The organism is Streptomyces sp. NPDC023838 (assembly GCF_040639555.1).
Classification (GTDB): Bacteria; Actinomycetota; Actinomycetes; order Streptomycetales; family Streptomycetaceae; genus Streptomyces.
The window spans coordinates 1-21,965 of sequence record NZ_JBFAAD010000052.1 but is presented as its reverse complement, the minus strand read 5'-3'; the positions used below and the strand labels follow the sequence as shown (position 1 = coordinate 21,965).

General features: G+C 71.7%; 15 protein-coding genes and 1 pseudogene. 14 read left to right on the top strand and 2 right to left on the bottom strand.

The window, feature by feature from the left end; genetic code table 11:
- The first annotated feature begins 62 nt into the window (after nucleotides 1–62).
- The 7 genes and pseudogenes from AB0G17_RS35015 (at nucleotide 63) to AB0G17_RS34985 (ending at nucleotide 8,129) form a co-directional block, all read left to right on the top strand.
- Nucleotides 63–1,313, top strand: a complete 1,251-nt coding sequence (locus AB0G17_RS35015; RefSeq protein WP_361391518.1) for a spermidine/putrescine ABC transporter substrate-binding protein — start codon at nucleotides 63–65, stop codon at nucleotides 1,311–1,313.
- An 81-nt stretch (nucleotides 1,314–1,394) separates the two neighbouring features.
- Nucleotides 1,395–2,549 (top strand): ABC transporter ATP-binding protein, encoded by a 1,155-nt coding sequence (locus AB0G17_RS35010; protein WP_361391516.1) that lies wholly within the window; start codon nucleotides 1,395–1,397, stop codon nucleotides 2,547–2,549.
- The gene (locus tag AB0G17_RS35005; RefSeq protein WP_361391513.1) at nucleotides 2,546–3,466 is read left to right on the top strand and encodes an ABC transporter permease; all 921 of its coding nucleotides are present in this window, start codon (nucleotides 2,546–2,548) and stop codon (nucleotides 3,464–3,466) included. Before AB0G17_RS35010 ends, AB0G17_RS35005 begins: the two co-directional genes overlap by 4 nt.
- Nucleotides 3,466–4,260, top strand: coding sequence for an ABC transporter permease (locus AB0G17_RS35000; protein WP_361391510.1), 795 nt, complete (start codon nucleotides 3,466–3,468; stop codon nucleotides 4,258–4,260). The genes AB0G17_RS35005 and AB0G17_RS35000 overlap by 1 nt, the downstream gene beginning before the upstream one ends.
- Before the next feature lie 38 nt (nucleotides 4,261–4,298).
- Nucleotides 4,299–5,720 carry an FAD-dependent oxidoreductase gene (locus tag AB0G17_RS34995; RefSeq protein WP_361391507.1) on the top strand — a complete coding sequence of 474 codons (1,422 nt, stop codon included), beginning with the start codon at nucleotides 4,299–4,301 and terminating at the stop codon, nucleotides 5,718–5,720.
- 25 nt (nucleotides 5,721–5,745) lie between these two features.
- Nucleotides 5,746–6,141 (top strand): annotated as a pseudogene (locus AB0G17_RS34990) (hypothetical protein); the annotation flags it as partial.
- A gap of 221 nt (nucleotides 6,142–6,362) precedes the next feature.
- Complete coding sequence (locus AB0G17_RS34985) at nucleotides 6,363–8,129, top strand: glycoside hydrolase family 18 protein (protein WP_361391555.1); 1,767 nt, start codon at nucleotides 6,363–6,365, stop codon at nucleotides 8,127–8,129.
- On the opposite strand, the gene AB0G17_RS34980 is transcribed toward AB0G17_RS34985, so the two are convergent.
- The gene (locus tag AB0G17_RS34980; RefSeq protein ID WP_361391504.1) at nucleotides 8,065–8,892 is read right to left on the bottom strand and encodes a phosphatase PAP2 family protein; all 828 of its coding nucleotides are present in this window, start codon (nucleotides 8,890–8,892) and stop codon (nucleotides 8,065–8,067) included. The genes AB0G17_RS34985 and AB0G17_RS34980 overlap by 65 nt on opposite strands.
- A gap of 114 nt (nucleotides 8,893–9,006) precedes the next feature.
- Nucleotides 9,007–10,341: a 4-aminobutyrate--2-oxoglutarate transaminase gene (gene gabT / locus AB0G17_RS34975; RefSeq protein WP_361391502.1), complete on the bottom strand. Its 1,335-nt coding sequence runs from the start codon at nucleotides 10,339–10,341 to the stop codon at nucleotides 9,007–9,009.
- Between the two features lie 417 nt (nucleotides 10,342–10,758).
- Between gabT and AB0G17_RS34970 the strand changes: the two genes are divergently transcribed.
- The 7 genes from AB0G17_RS34970 to AB0G17_RS34940 all read left to right on the top strand — a co-directional run.
- The gene (locus tag AB0G17_RS34970; RefSeq protein WP_361391499.1) at nucleotides 10,759–13,128 is read left to right on the top strand and encodes an ATP/GTP-binding protein; all 2,370 of its coding nucleotides are present in this window, start codon (nucleotides 10,759–10,761) and stop codon (nucleotides 13,126–13,128) included.
- A 106-nt stretch (nucleotides 13,129–13,234) separates the two neighbouring features.
- Nucleotides 13,235–14,776 (top strand): PucR family transcriptional regulator, encoded by a 1,542-nt coding sequence (locus AB0G17_RS34965; RefSeq protein ID WP_361391496.1) that lies wholly within the window; start codon nucleotides 13,235–13,237, stop codon nucleotides 14,774–14,776.
- Between the two features lie 211 nt (nucleotides 14,777–14,987).
- Complete coding sequence (locus AB0G17_RS34960; protein ID WP_361391493.1) at nucleotides 14,988–16,433, top strand: aldehyde dehydrogenase family protein; 1,446 nt, start codon at nucleotides 14,988–14,990, stop codon at nucleotides 16,431–16,433.
- Between the two features lie 165 nt (nucleotides 16,434–16,598).
- Nucleotides 16,599–18,524, top strand: a complete 1,926-nt coding sequence (locus AB0G17_RS34955; RefSeq protein WP_361391490.1) for an acyl-CoA dehydrogenase family protein — start codon at nucleotides 16,599–16,601, stop codon at nucleotides 18,522–18,524.
- 130 nt (nucleotides 18,525–18,654) lie between these two features.
- A complete protein-coding gene (dxr, locus tag AB0G17_RS34950) occupies nucleotides 18,655–19,905 on the top strand; it encodes a 1-deoxy-D-xylulose-5-phosphate reductoisomerase (protein ID WP_361391487.1) in 1,251 nt (416 codons plus the stop codon).
- Entirely contained in the window at nucleotides 19,902–21,200 is a 1,299-nt protein-coding gene (locus AB0G17_RS34945; RefSeq protein WP_361391484.1) for a site-2 protease family protein, read from the top strand. The genes dxr and AB0G17_RS34945 overlap by 4 nt, the downstream gene beginning before the upstream one ends.
- A gap of 484 nt (nucleotides 21,201–21,684) precedes the next feature.
- The coding region (locus AB0G17_RS34940) for a flavodoxin-dependent (E)-4-hydroxy-3-methylbut-2-enyl-diphosphate synthase (protein ID WP_361391481.1) at nucleotides 21,685–21,965 on the top strand (281 nt) is incomplete at its 3' end.

Sequence of the window (21,965 nt, the reverse complement as noted above, 5' to 3'; positions counted from 1 at the left end):
GCCGCCGCGTGGCGGCCGTTTGACCAGCGGCCGTCACCTCCACCCGAAAGGGCACACAGCGCATGGAGAGTTACGAGCCGGACCGCCTGTCCGGGGCCCAACTGGCTGCCATACAGCGCAGCCTGACCAGCGGCCGGGGCGCCCTGACCCGCCGTTCGCTGATGCGGGCCACCGGCTTCGGCGCGCTCGCCGTCGGCGGCCTCGCCGGGCTCACCGGCTGCGGCATCCCGGCCGCCAAGAAGGCGGACGGCCAGGCCCCGGCGTCGACGGACCACTCGGCCAAGGAGAAGGTGATCAACTTCTCCAACTGGACCGAGTACATGGACGTCAGCGACGACAAGAAGCACCGGCCGACGCTGGACGCGTTCACCAAGCGGACCGGCATCCAGGTCAAGTACACCGAGGACATCAACGACAACGTCGAGTTCTTCGGGAAGATCAAGCCGCAGCTCGCCGCCGGGCAGGACATCGGGCGCGACCTCATCGTCGTCACCGACTGGCTGGCCGGGCGGCTCATCCGGCTCGGCTGGGCGCAGAAGCTCAACGCCTCGAACCTGCCGCACGCCTTCGCCAACCTCTCCGCCCCCTTCCGCACCCCCGACTGGGACCCGGGCCGCGCCTACTCGTACCCCTGGACCGGCATCCCGGCCGTCATCGCGTACAACTCCAAGGCGACCGGCGGGCGGACCGTCGACTCGGTCACCCAGCTGCTCGACGACCCCACCCTCAAGGGCCGGGTCGGCTTCCTCACCGAGATGCGCGACACCGTCGGGATGACCCTGCTCGACATGGGCAAGGACCCCGCGAAGTTCACCGACGCCGACTTCGACGCGGCGATCGGCCGGCTCCAGAAGGGCGTCGACAAGAAGCAGATCCGGCGCTTCACCGGCAACGACTACACCGGCGACCTCGACAAGGGCGATCTCGCCGCGTGTCTGGCGTGGGGCGGGGACGTCACCCAGCTCCAGTCCGACAACCCGGACATCAAGTACGCGATCCCGGCCGCCGGTTACATGCTCTCCAGCGACAACCTGCTGGTCCCGGCGAAGGCCCGGCACCAGGCCAATGCCGAGCGGCTGATCGACTACTACTACGAGCCGACGGTCGCCGCCCAGCTCGCCGCGTACATCAACTATGTGTGCCCGGTCGACGGCGTACGCGACGAGCTCAGCAAGATCGACCCCAAGCTGGCCGAGAACACGCTGATCCTGCCCGACAAGGCCATGGCCGCCAAGGCGCACTCCTTCCGCTCGCTCAGCAGCGAGGAGGAGACCAAGTACGAGGAGAAGTTCGCCAAGCTCATCGGCGCCTGACCCCCCAGCTTCCTCCCCCAAGCTCTTGAGGAGCAGGGGGGACCCCCACCTCGTCCCTCTCCACCCCTGGGATCGCAACCCATGACTGACGACAAGAACGACGGCGGCGATGTCCGCCTCACCGGGATCAGCAAGACGTACGGCTCCTTCACCGCCGTCCATCCGCTCGAACTGACCGTCCCGCAGGGCTCGTTCTTCGCCCTCCTCGGCGCCTCCGGGTGCGGCAAGACCACCACGCTGCGCATGATCGCCGGACTGGAGGAGCCCACCACCGGGACCGTCTTCCTCGGCGACAAGGACGTCACCGATCTGCCGCCCTACAAGCGGCCGGTGAACACCGTCTTCCAGTCGTACGCGCTCTTCCCGCACCTCGACGTCTCCGAGAACGTCGCCTTCGGGCTGCGCCGCCGGGGCATCAAGTCGGTGAAGAAGCAGGTCGACGACATGCTGGAGCTCGTCCAGCTCGGCGACTTCGCCAAGCGTAAGCCGCATCAGCTCTCCGGTGGCCAGCAGCAGCGCGTGGCGGTCGCCCGCGCGCTCATCAACCACCCGCAGGTGCTGCTCCTCGACGAGCCGCTCGGCGCCCTCGACCTCAAGCTGCGCCGCCAGATGCAGCTGGAGCTCAAGCGCATCCAGACCGAGGTCGGCATCACCTTCATCCACGTCACCCACGACCAGGAGGAGGCCATGACCATGGCCGACACGGTCGCGGTGATGAACGGCGGCCGCGTCGAGCAGCTCGGCGCCCCCGCCGACCTCTACGAGAACCCCAGGACCACGTTCGTGGCGAACTTCCTCGGCACCTCCAACCTCATCGAGGCCGAGGTCGTCGAGAAGAGCGGCGAGGACCTCGTCGTCACGGCGGGCGGGGCCAAGCTGAAGCTGCCCGGCGGGCGATGTTCGGCCCCCGACACCAGCGGCGGAAAGGTCCTCGTGGGCGTGCGCCCGGAGAAGATCTCCCTCGCCCACAAGGACGACGAGGGCTCGATAGCGGCTGGCCGCAACCGGGTCCCCGGACGGATCGTCGACTCGTCCTTCATCGGCGTCTCCACGCAGTACGTCATCGACTCGCCGGCGGGCCAGGGGCTCGCGGTGTACGAGCAGAACATCGAGCGCGACACCCGGCTGGTGCCCGGCGCCGAGGTCGTCCTGCACTGGAACCCGGCGCACACCTTCGGCCTGGATGCGGCGCAGGCGATCGACGCGGGCGTGGAGAAGGTCGAGGACGCCGCGTGAGCGCCCTGACCGAGGCGCCCCCGGCCGCCGACCTCCCCGTACGCAAGGCATCGGTGCGCAAGCGCCTGGTGCCCTACTGGCTGCTGGTGCCCGGCCTCCTGTGGCTGATCGTCTTCTTCGCGCTGCCGATGGTCTACCAGGCCTCCACCTCGGTGCAGACCGGCTCCCTGGAGAAGGGCTTCCAGGTCACCTGGCACTTCCAGACCTACTGGGACGCCTTCCAGGAGTACTACCCGCAGTTCGTGCGCTCGCTGCTGTACGCGGGCACCGCGACGCTGCTGTGTCTGCTGCTCGGCTATCCGCTCGCCTATCTGATCGCCTTCAAGGCGGGGCGCTGGCGCAATCTGATCCTGGTGCTGGTCATCGCGCCGTTCTTCACCAGCTTCCTGATCCGCACCCTCGCCTGGAAGACGATCCTGGCGGACGGCGGCCCGGTGGTGCACACGCTCAACTCGCTGCACGTGCTCGACGTGACGAGCTGGCTGGGCTGGACCGAGGGCAACCGGGTCCTGGCCACGCCGATGGCCGTGGTCTGCGGACTCACGTACAACTTCCTGCCGTTCATGATCCTGCCGCTCTACACGTCCCTGGAGCGGATCGACTCGCGGCTGCACGAGGCGGCCGGGGATCTGTACGCGACCCCCGCGACCACCTTCCGCAAGGTGACGTTCCCGCTCTCCATGCCGGGTGTCGTCTCGGGCACGCTGCTCACCTTCATCCCGGCGAGCGGCGACTACGTCAACGCCGAACTGCTGGGCTCCACCGACCAGAAGATGGTCGGCAACGTGATCCAGTCGCAGTTCCTGCGGGTCCTCGACTATCCGACGGCCGCCGCCCTCTCCTTCATCCTGATGGCGATCGTCCTGGTCATGGTCACCGTCTACATCCGCCGAGCCGGGACGGAGGACCTGGTCTGATGCGCTGGCTCCGACGCAATGTGATCGCCATCGCGGGGCTCGCGACCCTCGCGTACCTGATCCTGCCGAACGTCGTCGTGATGGTGTTCTCGTTCAACAAGCCGAACGGGCGCTTCAACTACTCCTGGCAGCGGTTCTCCACCGACGCCTGGAAGGACCCTTGCGGCGTCGCCGACATGTGCGGCTCGCTCTCGCTCTCGCTCCAGATCGCCACCTGGGCGACGGTCGGCGCGACCGTGCTCGGCACGATGATCGCCTTCGCGCTCGTCCGCTACCGGTTCCGGGCGCGCGGCGCGATCAACTCGCTGATCTTCCTGCCGATGGCGATGCCCGAGGTCGTGATGGCCGCCTCGCTGCTCACGCTCTTCCTCAACCTGGGCGCGCAGCTGGGCTTCTGGACCATCCTCATCGCCCACATCATGTTCTGTCTGAGCTTCGTGGTGACGGCGGTCAAGGCGCGGGTGATGTCGATGGACCCGAGGCTGGAGGAGGCCGCGCGCGATCTGTACGCGGGACCGGTGCAGACCTTCGTCCGGGTCACCCTGCCGATCGCGGCCCCCGGAATCGTCGCGGGCGCGCTGCTCGCCTTCGCGCTCTCCTTCGACGACTTCATCATCACCAACTTCAACGCGGGCTCCACCGTGACCTTCCCCATGTTCGTCTGGGGATCGGCACAGCGCGGCACGCCCGTGCAGATCAACGTCATCGGTACGGCCATGTTCGTCATCGCCGTAGTGGTGGTCGTCGCCGGCCAGCTCGTCGCGAACCGGCGCAGCAACAGTGCGAAAGCCTGAGCAGTAACCGACCGAACCCTCTGAGGGAGTTGGAAGTCATGGCCGTCACCCGAGCCATGCGCAGTGCGGCAGCCCATTCACTGACGGACGCCCAGCCCGTCCCCTTCTGGCTGGAGGACCCGGGCAGGCCCGGCGCCCACCCCGCCCTCGCGGGCGACGAGCGGTGCGACCTGCTCGTCGTCGGCGGCGGCTACAGCGGACTGTGGACCGCGCTCCTGGCAAAGGAGCGCGACCCCGGACGCGATGTGGTGCTCATCGAGGGCAAGGAGACCGGCTGGGCGGCCTCGGGCCGCAACGGCGGCTTCTGCGCCGCCTCCCTCACCCACGGCCTGGGCAACGGCCTGGCCCGCTGGCCCCAGGAACTGCCGCGCCTGGAGCAGCTGGGCGCGCAGAACCTCGACGCCATCGAGGCGGCCGTCGCCCGCTACTCGCTGGACTGCGACTTCGAGCGCACCGGCGAGATCGACGTGGCCACCGAGCCGCACCAGCTCGACGAGCTGCGCGGGATGTACGAGGAGGCGGTGGGGCTCGGCTTCGAGGGGCTCGAACTGCTCGACCGGGACGCCATGCGGGCCGAGGTCGACTCGCCGACGTTCCTCGGCGGGCTCTGGGACCGACGCGGCGTCGCCATGCTGCACCCCGCCAAGCTCGCCTGGGGCCTCAAGCGCGCCTGTCTGGAACTGGGCGTACGGATCTACGAACACACCCCCGGCCTCGACCTGGTCGCGGCCGGGCCGGGCATGGCGGTGCGCACGCCGTACGGGCGGATCCTCGCCCGCCGGGTCGCGCTCGGCACCAATGTGTTCCCCTCCCTGGTCAAGCGCGTGCGCGCGTACACCGTCCCGGTCTACGACTACGCGCTGATGACCGAGCCGCTGAGCGAGGCGCAACTGGCCTCCATCGGCTGGAAGAACCGCCAGGGGCTGGGCGACTCCGCCAACCAGTTCCACTACTTCCGGATCACCGCCGACCACCGCATCCTGTGGGGCGGCTACGACGCGGTCTACACGTACGGCGGGAAGGTGCGGGCCGAGTACGACGACCGGCCCGCCACCTACCTCAAGCTGGCCGAGCACTTCTTCCGCTGCTTCCCACAGCTGGAGGGGTTGCGTTTCAGCCATGCGTGGGGCGGGGCGATCGACACCTGCTCGCGGTTCTCGGCGTTCTTCGGCACGGCCCACGGGGGCAAGGTCGCGTACGCCGCCGGGTACACCGGTCTCGGCGTCGGCGCGACCCGCTTCGGCGCGGACGTGATGCTCGACCTGCTGGCGGGCGAGCGCACCGAGCGCACGGAGCTGGAGATGGTCCGCAAGAAGCCGCTGCCGTTCCCGCCGGAGCCGGTCGCCTGGGCGGGCATCGGCATCACCAAGTGGGCGCTGGCCAGGGCGGATGCCAACGGCGGCCGCCGCAACCTATGGCTGAAGGCGATGGACAAGGCGGGCCTGGGCTTCGACAGCTGAGCCGGCCGTCACCTGTTCAACGTCGGTGGCGCCCGATCCCGACGCCTGCCGGTGGGAGTGGGAGCGCAACCCCCTGGGGGTGGCGCTCCTCCCGGCCGGCAGGCGCTGGGACGTACTGATCCTGCCGGGCGAGCCGGGGCAGTGCGCGCTCGACGTCCTGCTCCGGCTCGTCGACCGGCCGGGCCCCGTCCTGGCCGACTTCGGCGACGCTCGCCTGGGGTTCTTCGTGCCGCCCGGCACGGCCGCGCGCCGGCTCGGCACCGGGGTGCGCGGGGCCGGGCAGGGGACCTGGATCGTGGTCCCGTACCCCAGCCGGGTCAGCGGCGGGGTGCGCTGGCTGGTGCCGCCCGACGGCTCGGGCACCCTCACCGATCCGGCCCTGCTGGAGCTCGCGATGCACGAGGCGGTGGCCCGGGTCGCGCGGGAGGGGCCCGGACTGAGCGAGGTGCTGCCAGAGGTCTTGACAACCCGATTGGTCTGGACCACATTGTGGCGGGCTCGGCCTCGCCATCCCCCCATGTGCCGGAGGACGTTGTGGACCGCACCAGACGTTTCGCCAGAGCTTCCAGACCCCCCTCACTCCCGTCCCCGCGCCCCAGGCTCGTCGCCGCGCTCCTGGCGGGCGTCCTCGCGGCGGGCGGACTGATCGCGTCCGCGCAGACCGCCCGCGCCGATGACACGGCACGCGCCGCCGACACCGAACTCGCCCTCAACGGCGGCTTCGAGGCCGGGCTCGACGGCTGGAGCTGTACGGCCGGCAGCGGCACGGCGGTCGGCTCGCCCGTGCACGGCGGCGCCAAGGCGCTCAAGGCCACCCCGGCCGGCAGCGACAACGCCCAGTGCTCCCAGACCGTCACGGTCAAGCCCGGCTCCACGTACACCCTGAGCTCGTGGGTGCAGGGCAGCTACGTCTATCTGGGCGCCTCCGGGACCGGCACCACCGACGTCAGCACCTGGACCCAGTCCGCCCCGTCCTGGCAGCAGTTGACCACCACGTTCACGACCGGCGCGAACACCACCTCGGTGACGATCCATACGCACGGCTGGTACGGCAGCGGCGCCTACTACGCCGACGACGTGAGCCTGCTCGGCCCCGGCGGCGGGCCCGGCCCGGTCCCGGCCGCCCCCACCGGCCTGACCGCGAGCTCCGCGACCTCCTCCAGCATCGCCCTGAGCTGGGCCGCCGTCTCCGGCGCGACCGGCTACAACGTCTACCGGGGCGGCTCCAAGGTCCGGACGGCGAGCGGGACTTCGGCCACCGTGACGGGCCTGGCCGCCTCCACCGCGTACACCTTCCAGGTCACCGCCACCAACGCGGCCGGCGAGTCCGCGAAGTCCGCGGCCGTCACCGCCTCCACCACGAGCGGCGGGGGAGGCAATCCGGGCGGCGGTCTGCCGGCGCACGCGCTCGTCGGCTATCTGCACGCGAGCTTCGCCAACGGCTCCGGCTATACGCGGATGGCGGACGTCCCCGACGCGTGGGACGTCATCGACCTGGCCTTCGGCGAGCCGACCTCCGTGACGTCGGGCGACATCCGCTTCAGCCTCTGTCCGGTGAGCCAGTGCCCGGGGGTCGAGTCCGCCGCCGACTTCAAGGCCGCCGTCAAGGCCAAGCAGGCCGCGGGGAAGAAGGTCCTGCTCTCCGTCGGCGGCCAGAACGGCCAGGTCCAGCTCGCCACCACGGCCGCCCGCGACACCTTCGTCTCGTCCGTCTCGAAGATCATCGACGAGTACGGACTCGACGGCCTGGACGTCGACTTCGAGGGCCACTCGCTCTCGCTGAACACCGGCGACACGGACTTCCGCAACCCGACCACACCGGTCGTCGTGAATCTCATATCGGCGCTGAAGACGCTGAAGGCCACGTACGGCGCGAAGTTCGTGCTGTCGATGGCCCCGGAGACGTTCTTCGTCCAGCTCGGCCACCAGTACTACGGCTCCGGCCCCTGGGGCGGTCAGGACCCGCGCTGCGGGGCCTATCTGCCGGTCATTCACGCGCTGCGCGACGATCTGACGCTGCTGCACGTGCAGGACTACAACTCGGGCCCGATCATGGGCCTGGACGACCAGTACCACTCGATGGGCGGCGCGGACTTCCCCATCGCCATGACCGACATGCTGCTCGCCGGCTTCCCCGTGGCGGGCGACACCGGCCGGATGTTCCCCGCGCTCCGCCCCGACCAGGTCGCCATCGGCCTCCCCGCCTCCACCAACGCGGGCAACGGCTACACCGCGCCCGCCGAGGTCACCAAGGCGCTGGACTGCCTGACCAAGAAGGCGAACTGCGGCTCGTACCAGACCCATGGCAGCTGGCCCGGGCTGCGCGGTCTGATGACCTGGTCGGTCAACTGGGACCGGTTCGGCGGCGGGGAGTTCTCGAAGAACTTCGACGCGTACCCGTGGAGCTGAGCAGCAGGAGCATCCCGCACAGGCAGCCGCTCGCCAGCACGTCCAGAGGCCAGTGGTAGCCGTGCAGCACCAGACCGGTGCCCGTCGCCGCGGTGAGCACGCCCGCGGCGGCGGGCATCATCCATGGGCGGCGCCAGGCGGTGTACGGGGCGAGCAGCAGGGCCGCGCCGCCGTACGCCACCATCGCGGTGGCGGTGTGGCCGGACGGGTAGTAGCCGGTGTCGGAGGTGAGCGGGCCCGCGCGGTCGGTCCAGATCTTCAGCGGGACCACGAGCGCCGGGACCAGGGCCATGGTGACGGCCGTGATCAGCGCGTCCAGGCGCGCGCCGCGCCACACCGCGTATCCGAGGGCGAGCGCGAGGACCGGCAGGGCGACGGGCATCGAGCCGAGGTCGGCCAGGATCTCGGCCAGGCCCTGGGGGCCCCGGCCCGCGAGGTGGCCGCCGACGCGCTCGTCGAGGCGGCGCAGCGGGCCGTCGGCGACGACCTGCCAGGTGAGGAGCGAGAAGAGCGCCGCGAGGCAGCCGAGGGCGGCGAAGAGGAAAGCCGGCCGCCCGGGAACAGGGGGGGAGGTTCCGGGGCGGCCGGTCTGACCGGTGTGCCGTGCGCCCCGGGGGGTGTGGGGCGGACGGCCATCCGATCGGTGAGGAGTTCCGGAGCCAGTGGCTCCAGCGGTGTGCGCCAGGGCACGACCAGAACGAGGCTGGGGACGCGCCGCCCTGGAGCCGCCCGCAGTCTCCTGCGGGCGAGGTGTTTCTCTCATCTGCAGAAACCGTACGTCAGCGAATGGGGGACCGACAGGCGGATTCCCATCCCGCCATCGGCCCCCCACACGTTCTTCACAGGCCGGGTTGCGGCGGTGGGGAGAGAGCGCCGGTCAGAGCGCGGCGAAGGCCTGCTCGATGATGTCGAGGCCCTCGTTGAGCAGGTCCTCGCCGATGACCAGCGGCGGCAGGAAGCGCAGCACGTTGCCGTAGGTGCCACAGGTCAGGACCAGCAGGCCCTCCGCGTGGCAGGCCTTGGCGAGCGCACCGGCGGCGGCCGCGTTCGGCTCCTTGGTGGCGCGGTCCTGGACCAGCTCGATGGCGATCATGGCGCCGCGGCCGCGGATGTCGCCGATGATGTCGAACTTCTCGGCCATGGCGGCCAGACGGCCCTTCATGACCTCCTCGATGCGCTTGGCCTTGCCGTTGAGGTCGAGCTCCTTCATGGTCTCGATCGCGCCGAGGGCGCCGGCGCAGGCCACCGGGTTGCCGCCGTAGGTGCCACCGAGGCCGCCCGCGTGCGCGGCGTCCATGATCTCGGCGCGGCCGGTCACGGCGGACAGCGGCAGACCGCCCGCGATGCCCTTGGCGGTGGTGATCAGGTCCGGGACGATGCCCTCGTCCTCGCAGGCGAACCACTGGCCGGTGCGGCAGAAGCCGGACTGGATCTCGTCGGCGACGAAGACGATCCCGTTGTCCTTGGCGAACTGGGCGATCGCGGGCAGGAAGCCCTTGGCGGGCTCGATGAAGCCACCCTCGCCGAGGACCGGCTCGATGATGATCGCGGCGACGTTGTCCGCGCCGATCTGCTTGTTGATCATGTCGATGGCCTGGGCGGACGCCTCGGCACCGGCGTTGTCCTGACCGGTCGGCCAGCGGTAGCCGTAGGCGACCGGAACGCGGTAGACCTCGGGCGCGAACGGGCCGAAGCCGTTCTTGTACGGCATGTTCTTGGCGGTCAGCGCCATCGTCAGGTTGGTACGGCCGTGGTAGCCGTGGTCGAAGACGACGACGGCCTGGCGCTTGGTGTACGCACGGGCGATCTTGACGGCGTTCTCGACGGCCTCGGCGCCGCTGTTGAACAGGGCGGACTTCTTGGCGTGGTCGCCCGGGGTCAGCTCGGCGAGGGCCTCGGCGACCTCGACGTAACCCTCGTACGGCGTGACCATGAAACAGGTGTGGGTGAAGTCCGCGAGCTGCGCGGAGGCGCGGCGCACGACGGCCTCGGCGGAGGCGCCGACGCTCGTCACGGCGATGCCGGAGCCGAAGTCGATCAGACGGTTGCCGTCGACGTCCTCGATGATGCCGCCGCCCGCGCGCGCGGTGAAGACGGGCAGGGTGGAGCCCACCCCGGCGGCGACCGCGGCGACGCGGCGGGCCTGCAGCTCCTGCGACTTGGGGCCGGGGATCGCGGTGACGATGCGGCGCTCCTGCGGGATCGCGGTCATGGGGGCTCCTGGGTGATCTGCGTCTTCGGACGCGGGGGTTTTGGACGCTTCCTTGGCTTTCTTCGCAGGCTAGGGCCCGGCGCGGGGTGCGGGCATGCTCCGTTCGGGAGTGGTGGGGGTGTGTCGTTGTCCTTCGCGGACATAGCAACGCGGGATGGGTGGTCGGTCAGGTGCGGGCCGTGGATGGCTGGTCGCGCAGTTCCCCGCGCCCCTGGAAGCGCCCCTTCGGGGCGTCCCGGGGATTGCCGCGCAGCGGCATCTCAAGGGGCGCGGGGAACTGCGCGACCAGCCGCAGATGGCCCGCGGACAAAGACCGGGCCCCAACAGACGCGTGCTACCCCCCGTAGTCCCCCCGTTCCGTTTAGATTGGCCGCTGGACTCGGTTACGGACCTGGCTGGTCAGGGGGCAAGGGGTCGATGGACACCGAAGGCACGCACGACGCACGGGGCACCGACGCACGGGGCACCGAGGCGCGGTCGGTGCCGCGGCCTGCCGCGCCGCCCGCCTTCCCGCCGCAGCCCGCCCGGCCCCCCGGGCGCCCGGCGCTCGGCGAGTGGCTGCGGACTCCTCGCGCGGCCGCAGAGCCGGGGCTGTGGCGGTACGGGCACCGGCCGCGCCCCACCGACAGCGTCCACCGGGTGCCGGACCGGGCGCTGCTCAGCGGCGCGGTGATCGCGCTGCTCGCGGCCGTCCTGGTGTGGTCGCTGTGGCGCAACGGCTACGTCCCGCACCGGATGGTGCCGCTCGAACTGTTCACGCCGTCCGACTGGTGGGGGCTGCACCGCAGGCCCCCTGCCGCGCTGACCGCGCTCGCCGCCTACAACAGCCTGGTCGCGGTCGCGGTGATCTACGTCTTCGGCCACTTCGGCAACTGGCGCGAGGTGTTCAGGCGGTACGCGGTGGAGCACCCGCAGCCCGCGCGCGCGGTGCGCACGGCGCTGGTGGCCGTCGCTCTCGCCTGGTTCGTGATCTGGGCCGACGACTGGCTGCCGTTCTACTCGCTGGCCTTCGGCGTGGTGCCGCACTCGTGGATCTTCAGCGACGACCCGGTGGCCACCAAGGACGCCACCGACACGGTGACCACCGTCTACCACGTAGTGGTCGTGGTGGCCGCGCTGTGGGTGTGCGGCCGGGCGGGCGACTGGCCCGGGCTCTTCCGCGAGCGCACCGGCCGGACCCCGGGCGCCCGGACCGCCGGGCCCGCCGGCGCTGCCGCCGACCGCGGCCCCGCCGACTGGCCCCAGCTGCGCGAGGCCGGGCAGCACGCGGCCGCCGACCGGCTGGCCGTCGACGCGGAGAGCGGCCGTATGAACGACGTGGACTGCGCCCGCATCCGCCGCGCCTGGACGTCGGTCGTCGCCGACCCGGCCCGGCTCCCCGCGTTTACGGACGCGGTGCTGCGCGACGGCTCGCGCGCCTGTCTGCACCCCTCCGGCGACCGCGACCTGCCCGCCCGCGCCGCCACCCACGACCTGCTCACCTCGCAGGTGCGGATCGGCCGGTTCGCGGAGCTGGAGAACAACCCGCCCGCCCGCCGGGGCGCGGGCGCCGCCGTCGACCCGGCGGCCCTCGGCACCTCGCTGCTCGCCATCGGCCCGTCCGGCGCGGGCAAGACCCGCCATCTGGTGCGGCCCGTGGTGGAGTCGCTGGCGCTCCAGGCGCTCGCCGGGCAGGCCGCGGTGGTCGCCGTCGGCGCCGCGGGCACACCGCTGGGCGCCGACGAGGCGTACGACGTGATCGTGCGGCCCGGCGACCCGGCCTCGGAGTACGACCTGGACCTGTACGGCGGCACCGTCGACCCGGACGAGGCCGCCGCCCTGCTCGCGGAGGCCTGCGCCGGGGACCTGCCCGACGCCGACGTCCGGCGGGCCGCGACCGCGCTCGCCCAGCTGCTCGGGCCCTATCGGGCGGCGTACGGCCGCTTCCCGTCGGTGCCCCGGCTGCGCGAGCTCCTGGACGGCTCGGGCGACGCCCTGGACGCCCTGCGCGCCGACCTCGACCGCCAGGCGCACCCCGCGCTCCACCGCGAACTGGACGCGCGCGCCCGGCAGGCCGACATCCCCGGCGACCCGGGCCTGGTCCTCGCGGACCGGCTCGCCTGTCTGGACCGGCCCGCCTTCGCCGCCTTCTTCGACACCACCGGCCACAGCCGCCCGTTCTCGCTGCGCGCCCTGGAACACCCCGTACGGGTGAGGGTCGACCTGCCCGAGCGGGCGCACCCGGAGGCGGCGCGGCTGCTGAACCGGCTGCTGCTCGCCCAGTTCACGACGAACGCCGTGGCCCGCCAGGACCGTTCGCTCTTCGCCTGCCTGGTCCTGGACGACGCCACGCAGGCCGTGACCGCGGGCTCCGTACGCGCCCTGCAACGGCTGCGGCAGGCCAACGCCGGGGTGGTACTCACCCTGCGCGCCCTGGGCGACGTCCCCGAGCGGCTGCACACCTCGCTGCTCGCGGCGGTCGGCTGCCACATGGCGTTCTGCGGGGTCACCACCTGGGACGGGCAGCTCCTGTCGCAGCTGTGGGGCACCGAGTGGATCGAGACGACGGAGGTCGCCAAGCACGCGGTCTTCGCCGACCAGCCGGTCACCCGGGCGCTGCACGCGCTGCGCAAGCTGGCCACCGGCAAGCCGGTGACCCGGGACGCGGTGACCGTACGCAAGGTCGAACGGGAGCGGTGGTCCGCCTCCCAGCTCGCCCACCAGGTGCCGGCCGGGCACGCCGTGCTCTCGCTCACCGACGTCGGGGGCGAGCACGCGCCGCCGCTCCTGGTGGACCTGCGGGGCTGAACTCAGGGGGCGCCGGGACCCCGCCGTCCTGGCAGAATCGGGATGCGCCCTTCATACGGGATGGCGCATTCCCCCCACACTCCCTCGAAGGTCGTCGAAGCCCCCCATGCCGCCCACCCTCGCCTCCCTCGTCCAGCACTCGGCGCTGAAGCTCACCGTGCGCGCGGGCGAGGACCGGCTGGACACGCCGGTGCGCTGGGCGCACGTCAGCGAGCTCGCGGATCCCGTCCCGTACATGGAGGGCGGCGAGCTCCTCCTCATCACCGCGATGACGCTGGACGCCGAGGACCCCCAGACGATGCGGCGCTATGTGCGCAGGCTCTCCGGCGCCGGGGTCGTCGGGCTCGGCTTCGCGGTCGGCGTCACCTACGACACGGTGCCGGACGCGTTGCTCGAAGCGGCCCGCGAGGAGGACTTCCCCCTGCTGGAGGTGCCGCGCCGCACCCCGTTCCTGGCGATCTCCAAGGCCGTCTCGGCGGCCATCGCGGCGGACCAGTACCGGGCGGTGACGGCGGGCTTCGAGGCCCAGCGCGAGCTGACCCGGGCCGCGCTGGCGGGCCCCGGCGAGCTGCTCGCCCGGCTCGCCGCGCATGTGGACGGCTGGGCCGCGCTGTACGACACGGCGGGCGCGGTGGTCGCGGTGCAGCCGGAGTGGGCGGAGCGCCGGGCGGCCCGGCTCACCGCCGACGTGGCCCGGCTGCGCGACCGGCCCGCCCCGGCCAGCGCGGTGGTCGGCGGCTCCGACGACCGCTCGGACGACCGCGTCGAGCTCCAGTCGCTCGGTACGGGGCGGCGGGTACGCGGGGCGCTCGCGGTCGGCACGGGGGCGCCGCTGGGCACCGCCGAGCGGTACGCGGTGCACTCGGCGGTCGCGCTGCTGACCCTGACCACCGAGCGGTCGAGGGCCCTGCAGCTGGCCGAGCAGCGGCTGGGCGCGGCGGTGCTGCGGATGCTGCTGTCCGGGCAGCAGGACCACGCCCGGGCGGTGGCGGGCGATCTGTACGGCGGGCTGCTCGACGCCCCGTTCCGGCTGGTCATCGCGGAGACCCAGGGGGAGTCGGCCGACCTCGGGGTGCTCGCCGAGGCGATGGAGTCGGCGGCGGCGCGCTCCGGCGAGGCGGTCCTGGTGGTCCCCGAGGGCGACCGGCTGGTGGTCCTGGCGGCCGACGGCGGCGACGCGGTGGCCGCGTGCGTCTCCTTCGCGCCGGAGGAGGGCGCCGAACTGGTGGCCGGCCTGTCCGCCCCGGCCGGGCCGATCGCGGCGGCGTCCGCGTACAAGCAGGCCGAGCAGGCGCTGTCGGTGGCGCGGCGGCGGGGCCGGCCGCTGGTCGAGCACGAGGAGCTGGTGGCGGGCTCGCTGGTGCCGCTGCTCGCGGACGACGCGGTGCGGGCGTTCGCGGACGGGATGCTGCGCGCTCTGTACGAGCACGACGCGACCGGCCGCGGCGACCTGGTGGCCTCCCTGCGGGCGTGGCTGTCGCGGCACGGTCAGTGGGACGCGGCGGCGGCGGACCTCGGGGTGCACCGGCACACGCTCCGGTACCGGATGCGGCGGGTGGAGGAGATCCTGGGGCGCTCGCTGGACGACCCGGATGTGCGGATGGAGCTGTGGCTGGCGCTGAAGGCGACGGGGTCGGGGGAGGGGTGAGGGTGCCCCCACCCCGCCCGCAGGCGAACGTCGAGCCAAGGAGCCGGCCCCCATCGGCCCGCAGCCGAACACCGGGCCAGGCGACCCGCCCTCCAAACCGGCGTACCCCCACCCCCCACCACTCCACCCCGGACAAACGCCGACCCGGCCGGCCCGGCCTACCGTGGGAGGGACAGACACACCCCCTACCTCGGAAGGGCCGGGATTCGTCATGACTTCCACCCACGCCTTCTGGCTCGCCGGCCGCCAGGCCACCGGTGAGGACAGCTTCGACGTCACCTCCCCCTGGGACGGACGGCTGGTCGGCAAGGTGAGCGTTCCGAGCGAGGCTCAGGTCGAGGAGGCCGTCGCCGCCGCGCACGCCGTGGTCGACGAGTTCGCCGCGACCCCCGCGCACGTACGCGCCGCGGCCCTCGACCACGTCTCGAAGCGCCTCGCCGAGCGCACCGAGGAGATCGCCCAGCTCATCTCCGCCGAGAACGGCAAGCCCATCAAGTGGGCCCGCGGCGAGGTCGGCCGTGCCGTGTCCGTCTTCCGGTTCGCCGCCGAGGAGGCCCGTCGCTTCAACGGCGGCGAGGCCCAGCGCCTGGACACCGACGGCGGCGGCGTGGGCCGGCTCGCCCTGACCCGCCGCTTCCCCAAGGGCGTCGTCCTCGGCATCGCGCCGTTCAACTTCCCGCTGAACCTGTGCGCCCACAAGGTCGCCCCGGCCATCGCGGTCGGCGCGCCGATCATCCTCAAGCCCGCCCCGGCCACCCCGCTCTCCGGGCTGATCCTGGGCGAGCTGCTCGCCGAGACCGAGCTGCCCGCCGGCTCGTGGAGCATCCTGCCGGTCGCCAACGACAAGATGCCCGAGCTCGTGCAGGACGGCCGCCTCCCGGTCATCTCCTTCACCGGCTCCGACAAGGTCGGTTACGCGATCATGGACTCGGTGCCGCGCAAGCACTGCACCCTGGAGCTCGGCGGCAACGGCGCGGCCGTCGTCCTCGCCGACTTCGCCTCCGAGGAGGACCTGGACTGGGCGGCGACCCGTATCGCCACCTTCTCCAACTATCAGGGCGGCCAGTCCTGCATCTCCGTGCAGCGCGTGATCGCGGACGCCGCCGTCTACGACCGGCTGCTGCCGAAGATCGTCGCGGCCGTCGAGGCGCAGGTCACCGGTGACCCGTCCGACGCGTCCACCGACGTCGGCCCGCTGGTCAGCGAGGACGCGGCCAAGCGTGTCGAGTCCTGGGTGGACGAGGCCGTCTCGGCCGGTGCCAAGCTGCTCGCCGGCGGCAAGCGCGACGGCGCCGCCTACGCCCCGACCGTCCTCACCGAGGTCCCGGCCGACACCACCCTCGCCTGCGAGGAGGTCTTCGGACCGGTCCTCACCGTGCAGAAGGTGGACGGCGAGGACGAGGCCTTCGCGGCCGTCAACTCCTCCAAGTACGGCCTCCAGGCGGGCGTCTTCACGCACAACGTGCAGACCGCCTTCCGCGCCCACCGCGCCCTCGAGGTCGGCGGCGTGATCGTCGGCGACGTCCCCTCGTACCGCGCGGACCAGATGCCGTACGGCGGCGCCAAGGCTTCCGGCGTCGGCCGCGAGGGCGTGCGCTACGCGATGGACGACTACACGTACGAGCGGGTGCTGGTCCTCACCGGTCTCGCCCTCTAGCACGTACGTACGCAGACGGCCGGAGCCCACGACGGGCTCCGGCCGTTTCGCGTCCCAGGGGTGGTCGGGCCGCCCGGAATGGGGTACATACGGTCGAGTAGCACTGTCCGGTAACGGGGTGCGTGCGCGCGCCCCGCCCACTGTCGCGGCGAGGAGAACCCCTCAATGACCGCACCACACGGCACACCGAAGGTCTCCGAGCGCGAAGCGCGCCGGGTCGCCGAAGCCGCGCGCGAGCAGGACTGGCGCAAGCCGAGCTTCGCGAAGGAACTCTTCCTCGGGCGTTTCCGGCTCGACCTCATCCATCCGCATCCGCTGCCCGCCACGGACGACGTGGAGCGCGGCGAGGCGTTCCTCGCCAAGCTGCGGGACTTCTGCGAGACGAAGATCGACGGCGCCCTCATCGAGCGCGAGTCGAAGATCCCCGACGAGGTGATCAACGGGCTCAAGGAGCTCGGCGCCCTCGGGATGAAGATCGACACCAAGTACGGCGGCCTCGGCCTCACCCAGGTGTACTACAACAAGGCGCTCGCGCTGGCGGGTTCCGCCAGCCCCGCGATCGGCGCGCTGCTCTCCGCGCATCAGTCGATCGGCGTACCACAGCCGCTGAAACTCTTCGGGACGCAGGAGCAGCGGGACACGTTCCTGCCGCGCTGCGCGCGCACCGACATCTCCGCCTTCCTGCTCACCGAGCCGGACGTCGGCTCGGACCCGGCGCGCCTCGCCACCTCGGCGGTCCCGGACGGCGACGACGCGTACGTGCTCGACGGGGTGAAGCTCTGGACCACCAACGGCGTCGTGGCGGACCTGCTGGTGGTCATGGCCCGGGTGCCGAAGTCGGAGGGGCACAAGGGCGGCATCACGGCCTTCGTGGTGGAGGCCGACTCGCCGGGTGTCACCGTCGAGAACCGCAACGCCTTCATGGGCCTGCGGGGCATCGAGAACGGCGTCACCCGCTTCCACCAGGTCCGGGTCCCGGCGGCGAACCGCATCGGTCCCGAGGGCGCGGGCCTCAAGATCGCGCTCACCACCCTCAACACCGGCCGCCTCTCGCTGCCCGCGATGTGTGTCGGCGCGGGCAAGTGGTGTCTGAAGATCGCCCGCGAGTGGTCGGCGGCGCGCGAGCAGTGGGGCAAGCCCATCGCCCAGCACGAGGCCGTCGGCAGCAAGATCTCCTTCATCGCGGCGACCACCTTCGCCCTGGAGGCGGTGCTCGACCTGTCCTCGCAGATGGCCGACGAGGACCGCAACGACATCCGCATCGAGGCCGCGCTCGCCAAGCTGTACGGCTCCGAGATGGCCTGGCTGATGGCCGACGAGCTGGTCCAGATCCGCGGCGGCCGGGGCTTCGAGACCGCCGACTCGCTGGCCGCCCGGGGAGAGCGGGCCGTCCCGGCCGAGCAGATCCTGCGCGATCTGCGCATCAACCGGATCTTCGAGGGCTCCACGGAGATCATGCACCTGTTGATCGCCCGGGAGGCCGTCGACGCCCATCTGTCCGTCGCGGGGGACCTCATCGACCCCGACAAGAAGCTGCCCGACAAGGCGAAGGCGGGTGCCAATGCCGCCGCCTTCTACGCCCGCTGGCTGCCCAAACTGCTCTCCGGACCCGGCCAACTGCCCACCTCGTACCAGGAGTTCGGCGATCTGGCCCAGCACCTTCGGTACGTCGAGCGGGCCTCCCGCAAGCTGGCCCGCTCCACGTTCTACGCGATGTCGCGCTGGCAGGGCCGGATGGAGACCAAGCAGGGCTTCCTGGGCCGGATCGTGGACATCGGCGCCGAGCTGTTCGCGATGAGCGCCGCCTGCGTACGGGCGGAGCTGCTGCGCACGACCGGCGAGCACGGCCGCGAGGCCCACCAGCTGGCCGACGTCTTCTGCCGGCAGGCCCGGATCCGGGTGGACGAGCTCTTCGAGCGGCTGTGGGCCAACACCGACGAGCTGGACCGCAGGGTCGTCACGGGCGTCCTGGCCGGCACGTACACCTGGCTGGAGGAGGGCGTCGTCGACCCGTCGGGCGACGGCCCGTGGATCGCGGACGCGACCCCGGGACCCGCGAAGCGGGACAACGTCCACCGCCCGATCCGCTGAATCCGCCGGGCAGTTGGGACACCGAGGGGCCCCGCTCCCCGGTGTCCCGGCGGCCCCCGGACCGCGCCGCGCGGGCCCGGCACGGGGGAGTGCTGTCCCGGTACACAGCCGATGCGGCAAGAATGGGGGCATGAGCGACAGTCCAGCCCCCCTCGCCGACCCGCACATCGCCTTCGACCCCGCAGAAGGCCGCCGGGACATCGTCGTCCTCGGCTCCACCGGGTCCATCGGCACCCAGGCCATCGACCTGGTGCTGCGCAACCCCGACCGGTTCCGCGTCACCGCGCTCGCCGCGTCGGGCGGACGGGTCGCGCTCCTGGCGGAGCAGGCGCGCCGGCTGCGGGTCCGCACGGTCGCGGTCGCCCGGCCGGACGTGGTGCCCGCGCTGCGCGAGGCGCTGAAGGAGGAGTACGGCCCCGAGCCGCTCCCCGAGATCCTCGCCGGACCCGACGCGGCCACCGAGCTCGCCGCCTCCGACTGCCACACCGTTCTCAACGGCATCACCGGCTCCATCGGCCTCGCGCCGACCCTGGCCGCCCTGGAGGCGGGCCGCACGCTCGCCCTCGCCAACAAGGAGTCGCTGATCGTCGGCGGCCCGCTGGTGAAGGCGCTCGCCAAGCCCGGCCAGATCATCCCGGTCGACTCCGAGCACGCGGCCCTGTTCCAGGCGCTCGCCGCCGGAACCCGCGCCGACGTACGGAAGCTGGTGGTCACCGCCTCCGGCGGCCCCTTCCGCGGCCGTACGCGCGCGGAGCTCGCCGACGTGACCCCCGAGGACGCCCTGGCGCACCCCACCTGGGCGATGGGACCGGTGATCACCGTCAACTCGGCCACCCTGGTCAACAAGGGCCTCGAAGTCATCGAGGCGCACCTGCTGTACGACATCCCCTTCGACCGGATCGAGGTCGTCGTGCACCCGCAGTCCTACGTCCACTCCATGGTCGAGTTCACCGACGGCTCGACACTCGCCCAGGCCACCCCGCCCGACATGCGCGGCCCGATCGCCATCGGCATCGGCTGGCCCGAGCGGGTGCCCGACGCGGCCCCGGCCTTCGACTGGACCAAGGCGTCGAGCTGGGAGTTCTTCCCGCTCGACACCGAGGCCTTCCCCTCGGTCGGACTCGCCCGGCACGTGGGGGAGCTGGGCGGAACGGCTCCGGCGGTGTTCAATGCCGCGAACGAGGAGTGCGTGGACGCTTTCCTCGCGGGACGGCTGCCTTTCAACGGAATCATGGATACGGTCACAGAGGTCGTGGCCGAGCACGGCATCCCCGCCGAGGGAACTGCCCTCACGGTCTCGGACGTCCTGGAAGCGGAGACCTGGGCACGGGCCCGGGCTCGTGAACTCGCGGTGAAGGCGACAGCGGAGGCGCGCGCATGACGATTCTGATGACGGTCCTCGGCATAGTCGTCTTCGTGGTCGGCCTGCTCGTCTCGATCGCGTGGCACGAGCTGGGCCACCTCTCCACGGCCAAGATGTTCGGCATCCGGGTGCCGCAGTACATGGTCGGCTTCGGCCCGACCATCTGGTCGCGGAAGAAGGGCGACACCGAGTACGGCATCAAGGCGGTCCCGCTCGGCGGCTATATCCGGATGATCGGCATGTTCCCGCCCGGCGAGGACGGGCGGATCACCGCGCGCTCCACCTCGCCCTGGCGCGGCATGATCGAGGACGCCCGCTCGGCGGCCTTCGAGGAGCTCCAGCCCGGCGACGAGACGCGGCTCTTCTACACGCGCAAGCCGTGGAAGCGCGTGATCGTGATGTTCGCCGGGCCGTTCATGAACCTGATCCTCGCCGTGGCGATCTTCTTCGGCGTGATGATGACGTTCGGCGTCAACACCCAGACCACCCAGGTGGGCAAGGTCTCCGACTGCGTGATCTCGCAGAAGGAGCAGCGCGACACCTGCAAGGCCTCCGACCCGGTCGCCCCGGCCAAGCAGGCCGGGCTGAAGGCCGGTGACAAGATCGTGGCGTTCAACGGCGAGAAGGTCGGCGACTGGTCGGCGCTGCAGAAGCACATCCGCGACACCATCGGCCCGGCCACCATCACGGTCCAGCGCGACGGCAAGCCGCTCGACCTGCACGCCAGCCTGATCAAGAACGACGTCGCGAGGATCGACGGCTCCGGCAACTACACCTCAGGCACCACCTCGGCCGGCTTCCTCGGCTTCAGCCCCGCCACCGGCATCGTCCAGCAGTCCTTCGGCCAGTCCGTGGACCGCATGGGCGACATGATGCGCTCGGGCGTGAAGTCGCTGGTCGCGATCCCCTCCAAGGTCCCGGACCTGTGGAACGCGGCCTTCAACGGCGAGGAGCGCAAGGCAGACTCCCCGATGGGCGTGGTCGGCGCGGCCCGGGTCGGCGGCGAGGTGTTCACCCTGGACATCCCGCCGGAGAACCAGATCGCGATGATGCTGTTCCTGGTCGCGGGGTTCAACCTCTCGCTCTTCCTCTTCAACATGCTGCCGCTGCTGCCGCTGGACGGCGGGCACATCGCGGGCGCGCTGTGGGAGTCGCTGCGCCGCACGGTCGCGCGCGTCTTCAAGCGCCCCGACCCGGGCCCGTTCGACGTGGCGAAGCTGATGCCGGTCGCGTACGTGGTGGCGGGGATCTTCATCTGCTTCACGCTGCTGGTGCTGGTGGCGGATGTGGTGAACCCGGTGAAGATCTCTTAGCGGGTCGGTACGTGTTGGTACGCGCGGCGGATACGTGTCGTACGCATGTAGGGGGCGGCCCGGGCGCATGGAGTGCCCGGGCCGCCCCTTCGCGTGCTGTGTCTTCCCGGGGGGCAACCCCCGGACCCCCGGCCGGGCACCCATGTGGCTCAGGCGGCGGGATGCCCTGCCCCGCCTCTTCGCGTGCTGTGTCTTCCCGGGGGCAACCCCCGGACCCCCGGCCGGACGCCCATGTGGCTCAGGCGGCGGGATGCCTTGCCCCCGCCTCTTCGCGTGCTGTGTCTTTCCGGGGGCAACCCCCGGACCCCCGGCCGGACACCCATGTGGCCCAGGCGGCGGGATGCCCTGCCCCCGCCTCTTCGCGTGAACTCTTGGGACACGGTGTGCTCGGGCGCCCTGGGGTGACGTAACCTCGAAGGCTGGAGCCCGGCGATCTCGGGACCTCGATCCTCACCTTGATCCACACCTTGGGGTTGCACAGCAGATGACTGCGATTTCACTGGGAATGCCGTCCGTACCGACCAGGCTGGCCGAGCGTCGCAAGAGCCGTCAGATCCAGGTCGGGTCCGTGGCGGTCGGCGGGGATGCTCCTGTCTCGGTGCAGTCGATGACGACGACGCGTACGTCGGACATCGGCGCGACTCTTCAGCAGATCGCGGAGCTGACGGCCTCGGGCTGCCAGATCGTGCGGGTGGCCTGCCCCACGCAGGACGACGCGGATGCGTTGGCGACGATCGCGAAGAAGTCGCAGATCCCGGTGATCGC

What these genes read in the sequence shown, in the direction of transcription:
- gabT (WP_361391502.1), bottom strand. Translation starts at nt 10,341, where the DNA reads ATGACCGCGATCCCGCAGGAGCGCCGCATCGTCACCGCGATCCCCGGC.
- AB0G17_RS35010 (WP_361391516.1), top strand. Translation starts at nt 1,395, where the DNA reads ATGACTGACGACAAGAACGACGGCGGCGATGTCCGCCTCACCGGGATC.
- AB0G17_RS34945 (WP_361391484.1), top strand. Translation starts at nt 19,902, where the DNA reads ATGACGATTCTGATGACGGTCCTCGGCATAGTCGTCTTCGTGGTCGGC.
- AB0G17_RS34980 (WP_361391504.1), bottom strand. Translation starts at nt 8,892, where the DNA reads ATGAGAGAAACACCTCGCCCGCAGGAGACTGCGGGCGGCTCCAGGGCG.
- AB0G17_RS34960 (WP_361391493.1), top strand. Translation starts at nt 14,988, where the DNA reads ATGACTTCCACCCACGCCTTCTGGCTCGCCGGCCGCCAGGCCACCGGT.
- AB0G17_RS35000 (WP_361391510.1), top strand. Translation starts at nt 3,466, where the DNA reads ATGCGCTGGCTCCGACGCAATGTGATCGCCATCGCGGGGCTCGCGACC.
- AB0G17_RS34965 (WP_361391496.1), top strand. Translation starts at nt 13,235, where the DNA reads ATGCCGCCCACCCTCGCCTCCCTCGTCCAGCACTCGGCGCTGAAGCTC.
- AB0G17_RS35015 (WP_361391518.1), top strand. Translation starts at nt 63, where the DNA reads ATGGAGAGTTACGAGCCGGACCGCCTGTCCGGGGCCCAACTGGCTGCC.
- dxr (WP_361391487.1), top strand. Translation starts at nt 18,655, where the DNA reads ATGAGCGACAGTCCAGCCCCCCTCGCCGACCCGCACATCGCCTTCGAC.
- AB0G17_RS34955 (WP_361391490.1), top strand. Translation starts at nt 16,599, where the DNA reads ATGACCGCACCACACGGCACACCGAAGGTCTCCGAGCGCGAAGCGCGC.
- AB0G17_RS34995 (WP_361391507.1), top strand. Translation starts at nt 4,299, where the DNA reads ATGGCCGTCACCCGAGCCATGCGCAGTGCGGCAGCCCATTCACTGACG.
- AB0G17_RS34970 (WP_361391499.1), top strand. Translation starts at nt 10,759, where the DNA reads ATGGACACCGAAGGCACGCACGACGCACGGGGCACCGACGCACGGGGC.